A 14,430-nucleotide genomic window follows, 5' to 3' on the forward strand; every position below is an offset into this window, starting at 1 on the left:
CCGTTGCCAGCAGCGTATCGGCAATGGCGGGCTGCCGTCGAGCCGGAATGCGCGATTTGGCCGATCCGCCAGCCTCCCATAGGCTGGCCCCGGTTGTCCGAGGACCGAGCCATGCCGAACCCGCCGCGCCTGCTGCTATGGACCGACAACGCCAAGCCCTATGAGGAGGCGATCGCCGCTGCCGGCCTCGGCGGGCGGGTCGCGGTCGAGGCGCTGGCGCGTGCGGAGAGGCCATCGCCCGAGCAAATCGCGGAGACCGAGGCGATTCTCGGCTGGGGCGCACCACCCGGGCTGCTGCCACGGATGCCGAAGCTGCGTTGGATCCAGTCCCTCACCGCCGGCGTCGAGGGCTGGCTGGCGCTGCCCGACCTGCCATCCGGCCTGACACTGACCTGCGCCCGGGGCACGCATGGCGAGTCCATGCCGGAGAACATCCTCGGCGCCCTGTTCCACCTGACTAAGCCCTATGCCGCCATCGCCGAGGACCAGAAGCAGAGCCGCTGGGTCCGGCGGGTGGCGACGCCGCTGAACGGGCAGACGCTCGGCATCCTCGGGCTTGGCGCTATCGGTCAGGAACTGGCGCGGCTGGCGACCGCGCTGGGCATGCGGGTCATCGGCACGCGCCGGGGCGGCGCCGCCCTACCAGACCTCGCCGAGGTGCTGCCGCCGGAGCGCACGGAGGAGGTGCTGGCCCAGGCCGACTATCTGGTGCTGCTTCTGCCGGCGACGCCCGAGACGGAGAATTTCATCGACGCAGCCAGGCTGGTCCGGATGAAGCCGAATGCCTGGCTGCTGAATTTCGGGCGTGGGCAGCTGATCGTGGATGCCGACCTCATCGCCGCCATTCAGGAGAAGCGGATCGCCGGCGCCATGCTCGACGTGTTCCGGCAGGAGCCGCTGCCCACAGACCACCCCTTCTGGACGACGGAGGGGATCCAGGTGCTGCCGCATATCGGCGGCATGCATCCGCGGCGGGATGCGGTGGTGGCGCGACTGCTGGTGGATAATCTCGGGCGTTTCTTGGACGGCCGGCCGCTCCGGGAAGTCGTGGACCGCAGCATCGGCTATTGAGGCGAAGCGCGTGATCTGACCGCTCGGGAGCTGACCCATCCCTATGCTTCGCCGAGCCGGCCTTCCGTCCCTGTACAATCTCGGCCATGGCGTCCGGTGGGTCCTGCTTCTCGCGCTCTCCGTCCTGCTGGTGCTCGTTCTGGAAGTGGTGCAGCTTTCCGCGGCGCTGCTTCTCGGGCCGATGCTGGCCGCGGTTCTGCTGGCTGCGATGGATGGCCCGGTCAAAGTGCCGCCGCCGGCCTTCATTGCGTCCCAAGGCGTCATCGGCTGCATGATCGCACGGAGCCTGACGACGCCGACCCTGGCCGCAATGCTCCATTCCTGGCCGATATTGCTGGTCGCCGTGCCGACGGTCGTGGCAGCCAGCATGCTGCTGGGCTGGCTGCTCGCCCGCAGGCAGGTGCTGCCGGGCAGCACCGCCGTCTGGGGTTCCTTCCCGGGCGCCGCCTCCGTCATGGTCCTGATGGCCGATGCCTATGGCGCGGATGCCCGGCTCGTCGCCTTCATGCAGTATCTGCGCGTGGTGATGGTCGCGGCGCTGGCTTCCGGCGTCGCGCATCTCGTGGCCAGCCCGGTCATGCAGGCGCCACACACGCCCTGGCTTGCGGCGGCCTTTCCGCCCGTGGCCTGGGGGTCGCTGCTGGCGACCCTGGTGCTGGCCTTAGGCGGATCGCTGCTGGTGCAGCGGCTGCGGGTGCCCGCTGGGCCGCTGCTGGTGCCGATGGTGCTGGGTGTTCTGCTGCAGGATATCGGTGTGCTGCGGATCGAGTTGCCGCCCTGGCTGCTGGCGACCTGCTTTGCGGTCGTGGGCTGGAGCGTCGGCCTGCGCTTCACCCGCCCCATCCTGCGGCATGCGGCGCGGGCGCTGGTGCGGGTCTTCTGCGCGATCCTGGCCTTGCTCCTCGCCTGCGGCGGCCTCGCCGCGGGTTTGGTATTCGTGGCCGGGGTCGACCCGCTGACGGCCTATCTCGCCACCAGCCCGGGCGGGGTGGACTCCATCGCCATCATCGCGGCGTCCAACCCAGTGGACCTGCCCTTCGTCATGGCCGTGCAGACCGCGCGCTTCCTGGCGGTGCTGCTGGCGGGGCCTTATCTCGCGCGGCTGGTGGCCGAGCGGGCCGGTCGTCGACCCTCTTGAGGAGCGCCAGTCCCGCACTCGCTACTTGAGGCGCGCTCTCGCCGCCCGATGCACGTGCCGGCTTGCCAGCAGCGCCGCCAGCTCCTCATCGCCCTCCGCGATGGCGGTCAGGATCAAGGCATGCTCCTGCCAGTCCGGGCCGGCTCGCTCCGCGCTGTTGCGGCGGAAGACCAGCTCCGTGCGCTCGCGCAGCGGCCGCATGAGTTCGCGCAGCGCCCGGTTGGTGCCGGCCTCGTCCAGCAGGCGGTGATAGGTGCCGTTCAGCGCGGCCAGTTCCTCCGGCGGGCCGGCCTGGGTGAGGGCGGCGCCCCGCTCCAGCAGCGCCTGAATCTGGATGAGCACGCCGGGAGCGCAGTTGCGGGCGGCAAGACGCGCATTCAGCCCTTCCAGCACCGCGCGAACCTCGATGAGCTCAGCCACGAAATCGGCACTGGGCGTTGCGACCTGGACGCCGCGGGCGCCTTCGATCGGAACGGCGAGGCCCTCGGCGAGGAGCTGCTTGATCGCCTCGCGGATGGGGACGCGGGACATGCCGAGATCGGCCGATAGGCGTTCCTCGATCAACCGCTCGCCGGGGGCCAGGCGGCCGGTGAGGATGGCCTCTCGCAAGGCCTCGAGCGCTCGGCGGCCAAGCGGCATGCGCGGCTGGCTGAGCGGGGCCGGGTCGGGGCGGGGATTGGGTGTGGGCTTGTTCATCCTGGCCTGATGCATGGGGTCGCTGAGCTTTACCCCAATGTCACCGTATACAGCAGATCGCGAAAATGCGCGAAAAACCGGCATAAAGCGGTGAAATTACGTTGACGCGACCGATCGCTGTATACAACGATGGCCGAGACACGAGGAGGAGTGCCGGTCGCCATGGGTGTGCAGCTCGACACTGTCCACACGGTCTACCTCTTCGGCGTCGTCGCCATCATGCTCTCGATGATCCTCCGGGCGAATGTCGTCGTCCCCGCGATCGTCGCCACCTTCGCCGTTGCCGCGACCTTTTCCGGCAGCCTGCTCTCGGCCACCATCTCGGTCTTCAACGGCTCGCTCGTCGCGGCGAAGGAGCTGTTCAGCATCTTCCTCGTCATCGCCTTCATGACCGCGCTGCTGAACGCGCTGCGCAGCCTCGGCGCCGACCAGCGCATGGTGCGGCCCTTCCGCGGCATCATGACCAACGGCCATGTCGCCTACCTGGTCCTGGCGGCGATGACCTATGTGATCTCGCTCTTCTTTTGGCCGACGCCCGCGGTGCCGCTGGTGGCGGCAACGCTGCTGCCGGCGGCGATCGTCGCCGGGCTGCCGGCCATGGGCGCGGCCATCGCCATCGCGGTCGCCGGGCAGGGAATGGCGCTCTCCTCCGACTACGTCATCCGCGTGGCGCCTGCGATCAGCGCCCGCGCCGCCGGCATGGCCGACAGCGCCGCCATCGTCGCCGACAAGACGCTGCTGCTCTCGCTGGTGACGGGCTTCATCGCGCTCGGCCTCGGCTATCTCCGCATCCGCCGCGACATCGCCGCGCCGAGCGAGCAGCATCTGGCGCTGTGGCAGGCCGGGGCGACGCTCGGCCTCCCCGCCGCGCCACAGGAGGAGACGGGCGCCGCCGACAAGGCGGTCGTCGCATTGCGCATGGCGGAAGGCCTGCCCGGCGAACCGGCGCTGGCCGATGGCGGCAGCCTCGCCGCGGCGGTCCCGGTGGCGCGCTGGGGCGGCGTGCTGGCGGTGGTGACGCCGCTGGTCTTCCTGCTCGTCGTCTTCGTCATGCTGGCGCCGAAATTCATCACCGGCTTGCCAGAGCTGAAGGGCGGCGACGCCGCCTCGCTGGTCGGCGGTACGGCGGCGCTGATGATGCTCGTCGCCTGCTTCGCCGCCGACGGGCCGCGCGCCATGCACACGGCGGCGGACCATATCATCGACGGGCTGGTCTTCTCCTTCCGGGCGATGGGCACGGTGCTGCCGATTGCCGGCTTCTTCTTTCTTGGCGCCGCCGAGACCTCGGGGGCCATCCTCGGCCTGCCGTCTGGCCAGGCCGGCCCCGGCCTGCTCTTCGAGGTGATCGGCGCCGCCCAGCACCTCATCCCGCCGAGCCCGACCGCCGTCGCCTTCGCGGTGATGGTCGTCGGCATGATCACCGGCATCGACGGCTCCGGCTTTGCCGGCTTGCCGCTGACCGGCGCGCTGGCCGGGGCGCTTGGCCCGGTGGCGAAGATCGACCCGACGACGCTCGCCGCCGTCGGGCAGATGGGCGCCGTCTGGACCGGGGGCGGGACGCTGATCGCTTGGTCCTCGCTCATCGCCGTCACCGGCTTCGCCAGGGTGCCGGTGCTGGAGGCGGTCCGCATGCTGTTCCTGCCCGTCATCGCCGGGCTGGTCTGCTCCACGCTGCTGGCGGTGGTCCTCTGGTGACCACGCCGATCATCCATCCAAGGGAGGTTTCCATGGCTGAGCTGATGTCCCAGGACGAGTTCCGCACCGCGCTTGAGAATGCCATCAAGGGGAAGAGCGCCAACCAGTCGCCCTTCAGCATTGCCTGGGCGACCGGCAAGCTCTCACGCGAGCATCTCTGCCGCTGGGCGGAGAACCACTACCATTATGTCGGCCCCTTCGCCGATTATCTCGGCTATGTCTATGCCCGCATGCCGGCCCACTATCAGGAGGCGAAGGACTTCCTGCTGGCGAACATGTATGAGGAGGAGATCGGCGGGGACCGCCATACCGATCTGCTGATCCGCTTCGCCGAGGCCTGCGGCACCACGCGCGAGCGGGTGCAGGACGAGGACAACATGTCCCCCACCACCCGCGCCCTGCAGAGCTGGTGCTATGCGGTGGCGATGCGGGAAGACCCGATCGTCGCCGTCGCCGGGCTGGTGGTCGGCCTCGAGAGCCAGGTGCCCTCGATCTACCGCAAGCAGACCCCGACCCTGCGCGAGAAATACGGCTTCACCGACGAGGAAGTCGAGTTCTTCGACCTGCACATCGTCTCCGACGAAATCCATGGCGAGCGCGGCTACCAGATCGTGCTCGAGCATGCGAACACGCCGGAGCTGCAGCAGCGCTGCCTGAAGATCTGCGAGATCGGCGCGCAGATGCGGCTGCTCTACACTACCGCACTCTACAACGACTATGTGGCGAAGGATCTCTCTCTGCCGCAGCTTGGCCTCGCGGCCTGAGGGATGCCCCTCGTCACCTTCGAGAAGGGCGGAGGGACCTTCACCGAGGAGGTCCCGGAGAATGCCAATCTGGTGGTGCGGGCTGGGGTGAAGAAATTCCCCTGGCCGCATCTCCGCTATGGCTGCGGCATGGGGAAATGCGCAAAATGCGCCTGCCGCGTGTTGAGCGGTGCCGAGCATCTGCCGGCACCGAACTGGAAAGAGGAAAAGCAGCTTGGGCCGCGGCTTGCCGAGGGCTATCGGCTGGTCTGCCAGCTCTGGCTGAGCCATGACATCGCCCTGGCGCAGGACGAGCAGCCGCTGCGGCCATTGGGCAGCGTGACGGGAGGGGCGTGATGTATGTGATCCTGACCAGCAAGCCCGGCCAGTTCCGCACTGAGCCGACGCCGGGGCTCGCGCCGGTGGAGGCCTGGGACTACCTGCTGCATGACAAGCAGCGGGCCCGCTTCGTCATCGCCGCGGTGGAAGGAACGCCCCGCATCCGCGTGGTCGAGGAGGCGGACCCTGCCCTGGTCAACAGCGTGCCAGTGAAGCTTCTCCAGCATTTCGACACCCTGGAGGGGGCACGCCAGGAAATCCGCACGCTGACCGCCTTCGGCCGTATCAAGGCGCGGCTGGAGCCGGCGGCACCGTGATCACCATCCGCTTCCTGACCAGCGGGCGGCAGGCGCAGGTGGCCGAGAGCACGAGCCTGCTGCGGATCTCCATCCGTGAGAAAGGCGGCATCCCCTTCAAATGCGGTGGCGGCATTTGCGGCACCTGCAAATGCCGGATCGAGGAGGGGAAGGACCGGACCGATGCGGTGAAGCCGAAGGAACGGCGGCATCTGAGCGAGGCCGAACTGGCCGAGGGCTGGCGGATGGCCTGCCAGACCTTCGTCACCGGCGATGTCGCGGTGTCCTGGCCCGAAGTGACGAAGCAGGGAGTGCCGACGGCATGAAAGCGGCCTTGAAGCTGGAACTCGCCGAGGCGCGGGCCATGGTCACGGGGGCAATCGCCGAGGCCGGTCGGATCGGCGTGGCGCAGACTGTCTGCGTGGTGGATGAGGGTGGTTTCCCCCTTGCACTCGAGCGGATGGATGGCGCCCGGGTGACCGGGCCACAGATTGCCTGGAACAAGGCTTTCACTGCGGCGGGGCACAAGCGCTCGACGCATCTCTTCAATACGCCGCCCAATGGTCCTGCCCTGCCAGGCAACGAGGCTTTCGGCATCCAGTGGAGCTTCGAGGGGCGCTTCGCCGTCTTCGTCGGAGGTTTCCCCATCGTGGTGGATGGCGCCGTGGTCGGCGGCATCGGCCTCAGCGGCGGCAATGGCGAACAGGATATCGCCTGCGGCCTGGCCGGGCTGCGGGCCCTGGGTGAGCATCTGGCCCCGGCGCGCCTCACCGTTCTGGTGGAGGCCGATATCAAGCGGTGAGGGGGGCTGTTCCTGCCCCAGGGAGGCGTGACCGGAAGCGCCACCTATGCAGTACTGACCGTAGCTGCCATGACGGTCAGCTTCCGCAACGTCTCCGAACGGGTCTCACTGCGATGGGCGAGCCCCAGCACGGCGCTCAGCCGGCTGCCGGCCAAGGCCAGGTCGCGCACCGCGTCACGCCTCAGGTGCTGCATGCAGGCCGGCACGACCTTCAGCCATGAGGAACTCAACCGGCGCGGCAGCCCGGTGGCAGCGCTGGTGCCCGTCGCGCAGGCGACATCCTATCAAGAGGTGCTCGCCGCGGGTCCTGACCTCGGCATGCTGAGCGCCGCGGAGCTGGTGGCGCTGACCGGCGTCATCGAGGTGTTGCCATAAAGCGCTGCTGGCGGACCGGACGGTCCGCCTTGCCACGGCAACCAAGTTGTCAGCGCGTTTCAGACCACCTCTGCCAGTTCCACATATTCAAGACCGAGCACCTGATAGAGCTGGTGGAGCATGTCCCTGGTTCGCTCGTCGAGATCCTTCACCGGACCTGCAACCTCCTGCACGACGCCCATGGCCCGCTTGCGCGCATCCGATGCGGGCAGCAGGATCGGAAGGCAGGCCAGGCATTCCTCCGGTGCGAGGGACACCAGTTCACTTTGCGTCTGGATCAGCGCATGCCGGCGCGTTTCTGACATGGCGGCGAAAGGCGGCTGTGCGCTGAGAAGGCGTTTGGAGCGCTCCAGCTTTGAACGCCGTACGCCGCCCCGTGCCCGCGCCAGCAGCAGCATCATGCGAATGACGGCTTCGGCATATCCGCCTTCGTGGCAACGGGCCTCTACATCGACCATATCGGCTTCCGTCGCGGCGGCGGGCCGTGCTTCAGCGATCGCGTCGCGGGTCTGTCGGCCGATGCCGAATGCTGCAAGCCATCCATAGGTGCCGAAGAAGAAGGCCTCGGTGGCCCCGTCCCGCAGGTCGCGCCAGGTGTCCAACGTATGCTCTATCTGCTGAGCCATGACCTGTTCCATCTGCCGGAACAGGTTCTCGGGCGACGCGGCCTGGCGCGTCCGCCGTGCTGCCTCGGCCAGCACGGGAAGTGCTGCGAGCCCGGGATTGGCATCGCTGATCATGGTGCGGCGCAGCCGCAATGGGTGCAGCCGGCGGCCCAGTTCGGCAGCCTGTTCGGTCACCATCGGGCGGAGGACCGGCGCGACACCGGTATCATAGGCCTGGCTGGCCACCTCCGAGACCTCGGCGAGTGCCGCGAAGGCTTCCGTGGCGGCATCGTTGCCGGAAAGGGCACGGATATCGGCCAGGCTTCGTTCCTGCAGATCGACCTGATAACCAGCCTCCTCGGCGCCGGTGATGCGCATTTCGTAGAGGCCCGGCGCGACCGCTTCGATCACGTCGAGGACCGAGGCGATCTCGTGATGCTCCTTCCGGGCCACTCCGGCCGAGACGAAGATGCCGAGATGACCGACCCGGTCGTGCAGCAGATACACAATGGTCTGGCCCGCCGACTTGATATCCTCCTCGTCCCGGTAGACATCGGCGATCCAGCGCAGGGCCTGTCCGGGAGGGGTGATGTGATCGCCCTCGGAGGCGAAGACGATGATCGGCGAACGCACGGATCGCATGCTGATAGGCGCGCCTGTCTCCGAGGCGATCCCACCGCGCACGAGGCGGTTGCCGATGAAGAGGTTCTCGACGATCCAGCGAATTTCCTCGCCGTTCATCAGGAACAACCCGCTCCACCAGCGCTCGAAGTCGAGGAAGCGCTCCGCCTCGGTATCCACACTGGAATAGAGATCGAAATATTTCCGGAACCAGGTATTGCCGGGCGACATCGCCTCGAAATTCAGCCCAAGATGGGCACCATCGAACCGGCCATTGCCAAGATCCGACAGCAGGGCCACCGGCCAGCTGCCGCCGACCAGACCCCCGGTATAGCGCATCGCGGACCGACCAATATGCCCAGCCCAGTAGGATAGCGGCGCGCCGTTCAGCACGAGCGGCCCGACCAGCTCGGGCGCGGTGGCGGCCACCAGCATGGCCGCCCAACCCCCCTGGCAATTCCCGAGCAATACGGGATTCGGCGCCCCAGGATGGAGCGCCCCCACCTCCCGGAGGAATTCCCGCTCGGCTGCGGTCACGTCGAGGATGGTCTGCCCCGGCTCCGGGTCCCGGAAGAAGATAACGAAATAGACCGGGTGACGAGCGCGCAGCGCAACCCCAACCTCGCTATCCGTCTTGGAGCCGCCGATGCCGGCGCCATGCCCGGCACGGGGATCGATGACCACGAAAGGACGGAGCCCGGGATCAGCCGGCGGGCACCCGTCTGGGACCTTGATTCGCGCCAGGGCGTAGTTGACTGGCCGTTCCAGGCTGCGCCCGTCCAGCACGATATCGTAGTCGAAGGCGAGAACGGGAGGGCAGCCGCGCCGCTCATGGTCGAGCAGGCCGTTGCCGGCGCGCCGCATCGTGTCCCAGAACAGCAGCTGACGTTGGGTGCTGTCGATGCCGTATTCAACGGCGTCCTGCCACAGCTCCAGCGGTGGCTTGATGGGGAGCGGACGCGGCATGGTGGCCCGCTCGCTAAGCCGAGGCCAGAGATTGCGTAGCTGCTCCTGGGCAAGCTGCATCAGCACCGGCTGCTGCCTCAGCGCCCTAAAGAGGATGTCTGGGGTTCCGCTGAACTGGTCAGCGGCAGGGGTCTTGGATGTCTTGTCCATGAGGACGCCTCTCTTGGGGTTCGCCACAGGATTGAGGGGCGTGTCAGGCGGCGACAGCGTCTCCGGCGGTGAGTACCGCTTGTACGTGCTCGGCGATCATGCGTTCTTCGTCGGTGCGGCGGATCAGCACCTTGACCGGCGCACCGGTTGGGGAGATTTCCCCCGCGCCGTCAGCATTGCGCTTCTGGTCGAGAGCGATGCCGAGGAAGCCGAGACCATCGCAAATCCTCCGCCGCATCTGTGCCGCGTTTTCTCCGATGCCGGCCGTGAAGACGAGCGCGTCGAGCCCGCCCAGCGCCGCGGCCAGGGCCCCGATCTCGCGCCGGACGTGCCAGGCGAAGTAGGATAGGGCGAGTGACGCCTCGGGCCGGCTGCTGGCCTCGAGATCCCGCACGTCTTGGCTCAGGCCCGACAAGCCTTTCAGCCCGCTCTCCTTGTAAAGTAGGCGGACGACCTCGGCGGGAGTCATGCCCTCGGCTTGGATGAGGTGCAGCACCACGCCCGGGTCGATCCGGCCGCAGCGCGTGCCCATCGGCACGCCGTCGAGTGCCGTGAAGCCCATGGTGCTGTCCAGGCTCCTGCCGTCGCGGATAGCGCAGAGCGAGGCGCCATTGCCGAGATGGGCGACGATGAGGCGCCCGCGCCCGAGCGCCGGATCCTCGGCGGCGAGGCGACGCGCGATATATTCGTAGGACAGGCCGTGGAAGCCGTATCGCCGGATGCCGCGCGCATGGAATTCGCTGGGCAAGGCGAAGCTGTCGGCCTCCCAGGGATGACCGCGATGGAAGGCGGTGTCGAAGCAGGCAATCTGCGGCACGCCGGGAAAATGCTCCATGGCCGCCCTGACCCCGGCCAGGTTGCTGGGCTGGTGCAGCGGCGCGAGCGCGGCCAGCGCCTCCAGCCGACGCAGTACCGGCCCGTTGATCGTCACCGGCGCCGCGAAGTCGGGACCGCCATGCACGACCCGGTGGCCGATGGCCGAGATCCGGCGGCCCGCCATGGCACCCTTCAGCCAGGCGATGATGATCCCGAGCGCCGCCCGATGGTCACCCGCCGCTCCGCGCCACTCGGCCAGGATGTGGCGGGCGGCATCGCGGGCCATGAAATGCGGCGCGGCGCCGATGCCTTCCATCTGGCCTGACCAGAGCAGGTCCAGGGCAGGCGCCTCGAAGGCCTGGAACTTGATCGAAGAGGAGCCGGCGTTCAGGACCAGGATGAGGTCGCTCATTCTGCCCTCCCGCTGCTCAGCTGCGGCTCCCCGGTTCGTCGCCACTGGTTGAACAGCACGGCGAGGGCGGCCGACATCAGCCGGGCCTGCGCGTCATCGGCACGGCTGGTGAGCATCACCGGCACCTGCGCACCGAGCACGAGCCCCGCCGTCTCAGCGCCCGAGAGGAAGACGAGCTGCTTGGCCAGCATATTGCCGGCCTCGAGATTTGGCGCGATCAGCACATCGGCGCGGCCGGCCACCTCCGAGGCGATGCCCTTGATGCGGGCCGCCCCAAGATCGACCGCATTGTCCATGGCGAGCGGTCCATCCACCAGCCCGCCGGTGATCTGCCCCCGCTCTGCCATCTTGGCGAGGATGGCAGCGTCGAGGGTCGAGGGGATGGCTGGATTGACCGTCTCGACCGCCGACAACACGCCGACGCGCGGCTGCGGCAGGCCGATGGCATGCGACAGATCGATCGCGTTCTGGATGATATCGGCCTTGGTCCTGAGATCGGGCAGGATATTGATGGCTGCATCGCTGATGATCAGCATCCCCTCCCGTCCCGGCACGTCGAGCACGAAGGCATGACTGATGCGCCGACCAGCGCGCAGCCCGCCTTCGGCCTTGGTTACGTGATGCAGCACCTCGTCCGAGTGGATGTTGCCCTTCATGATCGCCTCGGCGGCGCCTTCATGTACCATGGCGACAGCACGGGCGGGCGCGGCATGCGGATCGGCGATATCCTCGATCCTGATGCCGGCGAGATCCCAGCCGATACGCTCGGCCAGCGCGCGTATCGTGGCGGCTGGTCCTACCAGCAAGGGCTCGATCAGGCCCGCCTCAGCCGCATCCCGCGCGCCGACGAGGGAGGGTTCGTCTGTTGGCGCAACCACCGCCGTTGGCATGGGCGCCAAGCCGCGGCAGGCAGCAAGCAGCCGTCCGAACTTGCCGCGGTGCCGCAATGCCAGATCCGGCAACGTGACATCCTCCGCGATGACGGGCCGCTCTGGCGCCAGAACCTCGGCCATGCCATCCGCCACCAGCGCGCCATCGGCCCGCGCCAGCCGACACTCCAGCTCGACCACGCGGCCCGGGCGCTTGGCGCGCACCGTCACATTCGCCACCAGCGTGTCGCCCGGATGGACCCTCTCATGGAAGCGCAGCGTCTGGCCGAGATAGACGGTCCCCGGACCCGGCAACAGATTGCCCAGCACGGCGGAGAAGAGGGAACCGCCCCACATGCTCGGTGCGATCGGCTCGCGCTCGCCCAGCCCCGGTAGGTTCAGCGGATTGTGGTTGCCCGAGGCATGCGCGAAGACCAGCAGGTCGTTCGGCGTGCACACCCGCTCCTGCCGTGCGCTCTGGCCCGGCTGCAGGTCGTCCCAGGAATGGCCGACAAGGATTCGCTTGTCCATCTCGCCCTATCTCCCGCCGCCCAGCGGCATGTCCGGCACCACATCGGGGATGATCAATGGCGCCGCGGTGGCGGCGACGATCTCCGCGACGGAGATACCGGGTGCGCATTCGCGCAGCAGCAGCCCGTCCGGTGTCGGCTCAATGACCGCCAGATCGGTAATGACAAGATCGACGCGCCGCTCGGCGGTGGGTGGCAGGCTCAGCCTGGGGACGATCTTCGACTCGCCGCGCGCGGCATGCTGCATGGCGATGATGACGCGGCGCGCGCCGGTGACCAGGTCCATGGCGCCGCCCATGCCGGGCACGAGCTGCCCAGGCACCATCCAATTCGCTAGCCGGCCCGCCGCATCCACCTGCAGGCCGCCCAGGACCGTCATGTCGAGATGCCCGCCCCGGATCAGGGCAAAGGACATGGCACTGTCGAAACTGGCGGCCCCGGGCTCGGCGCCGATGAAGCCGCCTCCGGCATCGGTGAGGTTCGGATCCTCCATGCCTTCGGGTGGACGGGCGCCGAAGCCCAGGATGCCGTTCTCGCTCTGAAAGGCCACATGCAGCCCGGGCGGCACGAAGCGCGCCACGAGCGTCGGGAGACCGATGCCGAGATTGACGAGGGTGCGGTCCCGCAGCTCCTGCGCGGCACGCCTGGCGATCATCTCCTTGGCGTCCATCAGTGCATCCTTTCCAGGAGATGGTCGACCAGGAGACCCGGTGTCCGCACGGCATCGGGCGGGATGACGCCGACCGGCACGGTTTCCATCGCCTCGGCGATGACGCAATCCGCTGCCAGGGCCATGATCGGGTTGAAATTCGTCGCCGTCAGCCGGTAGGTCAGATTGAATTCGTGGTCGGCTTCCTGCGCATGCAGCAGCGCGAAATCGGCCCGCAATGGAGCCTCGAGCAGGTAGGGGCGGCCCTCGACCTCGATCACCTGCTTGCCCTCGGCCACCAGCGTGCCGAGGCCGGTCGGCGTCAGCACGCCGCCGAGACCGGCGCCACCGGCGCGGACGCGCTCGGCCAGCGTCCCCTGCGGCACCAGTTCGACCTCGACCTCACCCGCCAGCATCTTCCGCTGCGTCACCGGGTTGGTGCCGATATGGGAGACGATCGCGCGTGCGACGCAGCCAGCCTCGATCAGCTTCCCGATGCCGAGGCCGGGTCGCGCCGTGTCATTGGCGATGACAGTGAGGCCGCGCGCACTGCGCGCGACCAGGGCGTCGATGATACGCTCCGGAGAGCCGACGGCGACGAAGCCGGCGATCATCAGCCTGGCTCCATCAGGGATCATGGCGGCCGCCTCGGCGGCGCTGATGCTCTTGCGCATGCGGGGGGCTCCGGTTCAGGCGACGTTGTGCAGGCCGCCATCCACGAAGATCGTGTCACCGGTCATCCCGGAGGCGGCGCCACCGACCAGGAAGGCGACCACCCGCCCGACCTCGGCGATATCGACCAGGCGATGGGCCGGGGCGCGCTGGACGACGCTTTCGATCAGCTCGTCGAAATGGGCGATGCCGCTCGCGGCGCGGGTCCTCAGTGGCCCGGGCGAGACGGCGTAGGCGCGGATACCACGCGGTGCCAATTCATGGGCGATGTAACGGACGCTCGCCTCCAGCGCCGCCTTGACCGGCCCCATGAGGTTGTAGTTCCCGACAACCTTGTCCGCCCCGTAATAGGACATGGTGACGAGGCTGCCGCCCGGGCGCATCAACGGTTCGGCGAAGCGCGCCATCTCGATGAAGGAGTAGCAGGAGACCCGCATCGCCTGCTGGAAACCGTCGAGCGAGGCATCGACGACGCGCCCATGCAGGTCCGCACGGGGGGCGAAGGCGATGGAATGGATGACGAAGTCGAGCCCGCCCCAGGCCGTCCCGATCCGATCGAAGACGGCCTCCATTTCGCCGGGTTGCTCGACATCGAGCGGCAGGATCGGGTCTGCGCCGAGTTCCTCGGCCAGCGGCCGCACGAAGCGCTCCGCCTTCGCGTTCAGGTAGGTGATGGCCAGATCGGCGCCGAAAGCGCGCAGCTTCGCGGCGCAGCCATAGGCGATGCTCTGGTCATTCGCGATGCCGACGACCAGCCCGCGCTTGCCCTTGAGCATGTCGCCGATGCGGGACCTGGGGTCCCAGATATGCGGCAATGGATCACGAAATTCGATGGCTTGGGGCATGTCCGGTGTCTCCGCTGCGAAATCCGGGAAGCCGGATTGCGAAGTCTGCGGTCGCCTTTTGCCCCGCGGCTATGCGGTTGAACCTAAACCGAATGAGTTATCCTAGGCTTAAAAACGGAGGCCGGATCGCCGGCAACGAC

The 14,430-nt window shown here is 68.1% G+C and carries 16 protein-coding genes; 9 read left to right on the forward strand and 7 right to left on the reverse strand.

Annotation, left to right across the window (positions count from 1 at the left end; all coding sequences use genetic code 11):
• Nucleotides 1–111 precede the first annotated feature (111 nt).
• A complete protein-coding gene (locus tag JMJ55_RS01820) occupies nt 112–1,071 on the forward strand; it encodes a D-2-hydroxyacid dehydrogenase (RefSeq protein WP_202823775.1) in 960 nt (319 codons plus the stop codon).
• Nucleotides 1,072–1,114: 43 nt separating this feature from the next.
• Nucleotides 1,115–2,209: an AbrB family transcriptional regulator gene (locus JMJ55_RS01825; RefSeq protein WP_202823776.1), complete on the forward strand. Its 1,095-nt coding sequence runs from the start codon at nt 1,115–1,117 to the stop codon at nt 2,207–2,209.
• Nucleotides 2,210–2,230: 21 nt separating this feature from the next.
• Here JMJ55_RS01825 and JMJ55_RS01830 read toward each other — a convergent pair whose 3' ends face one another.
• Complete coding sequence (locus JMJ55_RS01830; protein WP_202823777.1) at nt 2,231–2,905, reverse strand: GntR family transcriptional regulator; 675 nt, start codon at nt 2,903–2,905, stop codon at nt 2,231–2,233.
• Nucleotides 2,906–3,034: 129 nt separating this feature from the next.
• Between JMJ55_RS01830 and JMJ55_RS01835 the strand changes: the two genes are divergently transcribed.
• The 7 genes from JMJ55_RS01835 to JMJ55_RS01865 all read left to right on the forward strand — a co-directional run bounded on the left by JMJ55_RS01835 (nt 3,035) and on the right by JMJ55_RS01865 (nt 7,155).
• Nucleotides 3,035–4,600 carry a hypothetical protein gene (locus JMJ55_RS01835; protein ID WP_236033313.1) on the forward strand — a complete coding sequence of 522 codons (1,566 nt, stop codon included), beginning with the start codon at nt 3,035–3,037 and terminating at the stop codon, nt 4,598–4,600.
• A 32-nt stretch (nt 4,601–4,632) separates the two neighbouring features.
• Nucleotides 4,633–5,364: a TenA family transcriptional regulator gene (locus JMJ55_RS01840; protein WP_202823779.1), complete on the forward strand. Its 732-nt coding sequence runs from the start codon at nt 4,633–4,635 to the stop codon at nt 5,362–5,364.
• Between the two features lie 3 nt (nt 5,365–5,367).
• Nucleotides 5,368–5,700 carry a 2Fe-2S iron-sulfur cluster-binding protein gene (locus JMJ55_RS01845; protein WP_202823780.1) on the forward strand — a complete coding sequence of 111 codons (333 nt, stop codon included), beginning with the start codon at nt 5,368–5,370 and terminating at the stop codon, nt 5,698–5,700.
• Entirely contained in the window at nt 5,700–5,999 is a 300-nt protein-coding gene (locus JMJ55_RS01850; RefSeq protein ID WP_202823781.1) for a ferredoxin, read from the forward strand. Before JMJ55_RS01845 ends, JMJ55_RS01850 begins: the two co-directional genes overlap by 1 nt.
• Nucleotides 5,996–6,304, forward strand: coding sequence for a 2Fe-2S iron-sulfur cluster-binding protein (locus tag JMJ55_RS01855; RefSeq protein WP_202823782.1), 309 nt, complete (start codon nt 5,996–5,998; stop codon nt 6,302–6,304). Before JMJ55_RS01850 ends, JMJ55_RS01855 begins: the two co-directional genes overlap by 4 nt.
• Nucleotides 6,301–6,780, forward strand: a complete 480-nt coding sequence (locus JMJ55_RS01860; protein WP_202823783.1) for a GlcG/HbpS family heme-binding protein — start codon at nt 6,301–6,303, stop codon at nt 6,778–6,780. Before JMJ55_RS01855 ends, JMJ55_RS01860 begins: the two co-directional genes overlap by 4 nt.
• Nucleotides 6,781–6,849: 69 nt before the next feature.
• The gene (locus JMJ55_RS01865; protein WP_202823784.1) at nt 6,850–7,155 is read left to right on the forward strand and encodes a hypothetical protein; all 306 of its coding nucleotides are present in this window, start codon (nt 6,850–6,852) and stop codon (nt 7,153–7,155) included.
• 59 nt (nt 7,156–7,214) lie between these two features.
• Here the strand turns inward: JMJ55_RS01865 and JMJ55_RS01870 are convergent, their stop codons facing one another.
• The 6 genes from JMJ55_RS01870 to fabI are packed head-to-tail and all read right to left on the reverse strand — an operon-like array spanning nt 7,215 to nt 14,290.
• Nucleotides 7,215–9,497, reverse strand: a complete 2,283-nt coding sequence (locus JMJ55_RS01870; protein ID WP_202823785.1) for a DUF3141 domain-containing protein — start codon at nt 9,495–9,497, stop codon at nt 7,215–7,217.
• Between the two features lie 43 nt (nt 9,498–9,540).
• On the reverse strand, nt 9,541–10,725 hold the full coding sequence (locus JMJ55_RS01875; RefSeq protein WP_202823786.1) for an acetate/propionate family kinase: 1,185 nt from the start codon (nt 10,723–10,725) through the stop codon (nt 9,541–9,543).
• Complete coding sequence (locus tag JMJ55_RS01880; protein WP_202823787.1) at nt 10,722–12,125, reverse strand: bifunctional enoyl-CoA hydratase/phosphate acetyltransferase; 1,404 nt, start codon at nt 12,123–12,125, stop codon at nt 10,722–10,724. The genes JMJ55_RS01875 and JMJ55_RS01880 overlap by 4 nt, the downstream gene beginning before the upstream one ends.
• A gap of 6 nt (nt 12,126–12,131) precedes the next feature.
• Complete coding sequence (locus JMJ55_RS01885; RefSeq protein ID WP_202823788.1) at nt 12,132–12,794, reverse strand: 3-oxoacid CoA-transferase subunit B; 663 nt, start codon at nt 12,792–12,794, stop codon at nt 12,132–12,134.
• Entirely contained in the window at nt 12,794–13,447 is a 654-nt protein-coding gene (locus JMJ55_RS01890; RefSeq protein WP_202823789.1) for a CoA transferase subunit A, read from the reverse strand. Before JMJ55_RS01890 ends, JMJ55_RS01885 begins: the two co-directional genes overlap by 1 nt.
• A 15-nt stretch (nt 13,448–13,462) precedes the next feature.
• On the reverse strand, nt 13,463–14,290 hold the full coding sequence (fabI, locus tag JMJ55_RS01895) for an enoyl-ACP reductase FabI (protein ID WP_456237062.1): 828 nt from the start codon (nt 14,288–14,290) through the stop codon (nt 13,463–13,465).
• Between the last annotated feature and the right edge of the window lie 140 nt (nt 14,291–14,430).

The sequence above is a fragment of the Belnapia mucosa genome (assembly GCF_016775475.1).
GTDB classification, from domain to species: Bacteria; Pseudomonadota; Alphaproteobacteria; order Acetobacterales; family Acetobacteraceae; genus Belnapia; species Belnapia mucosa.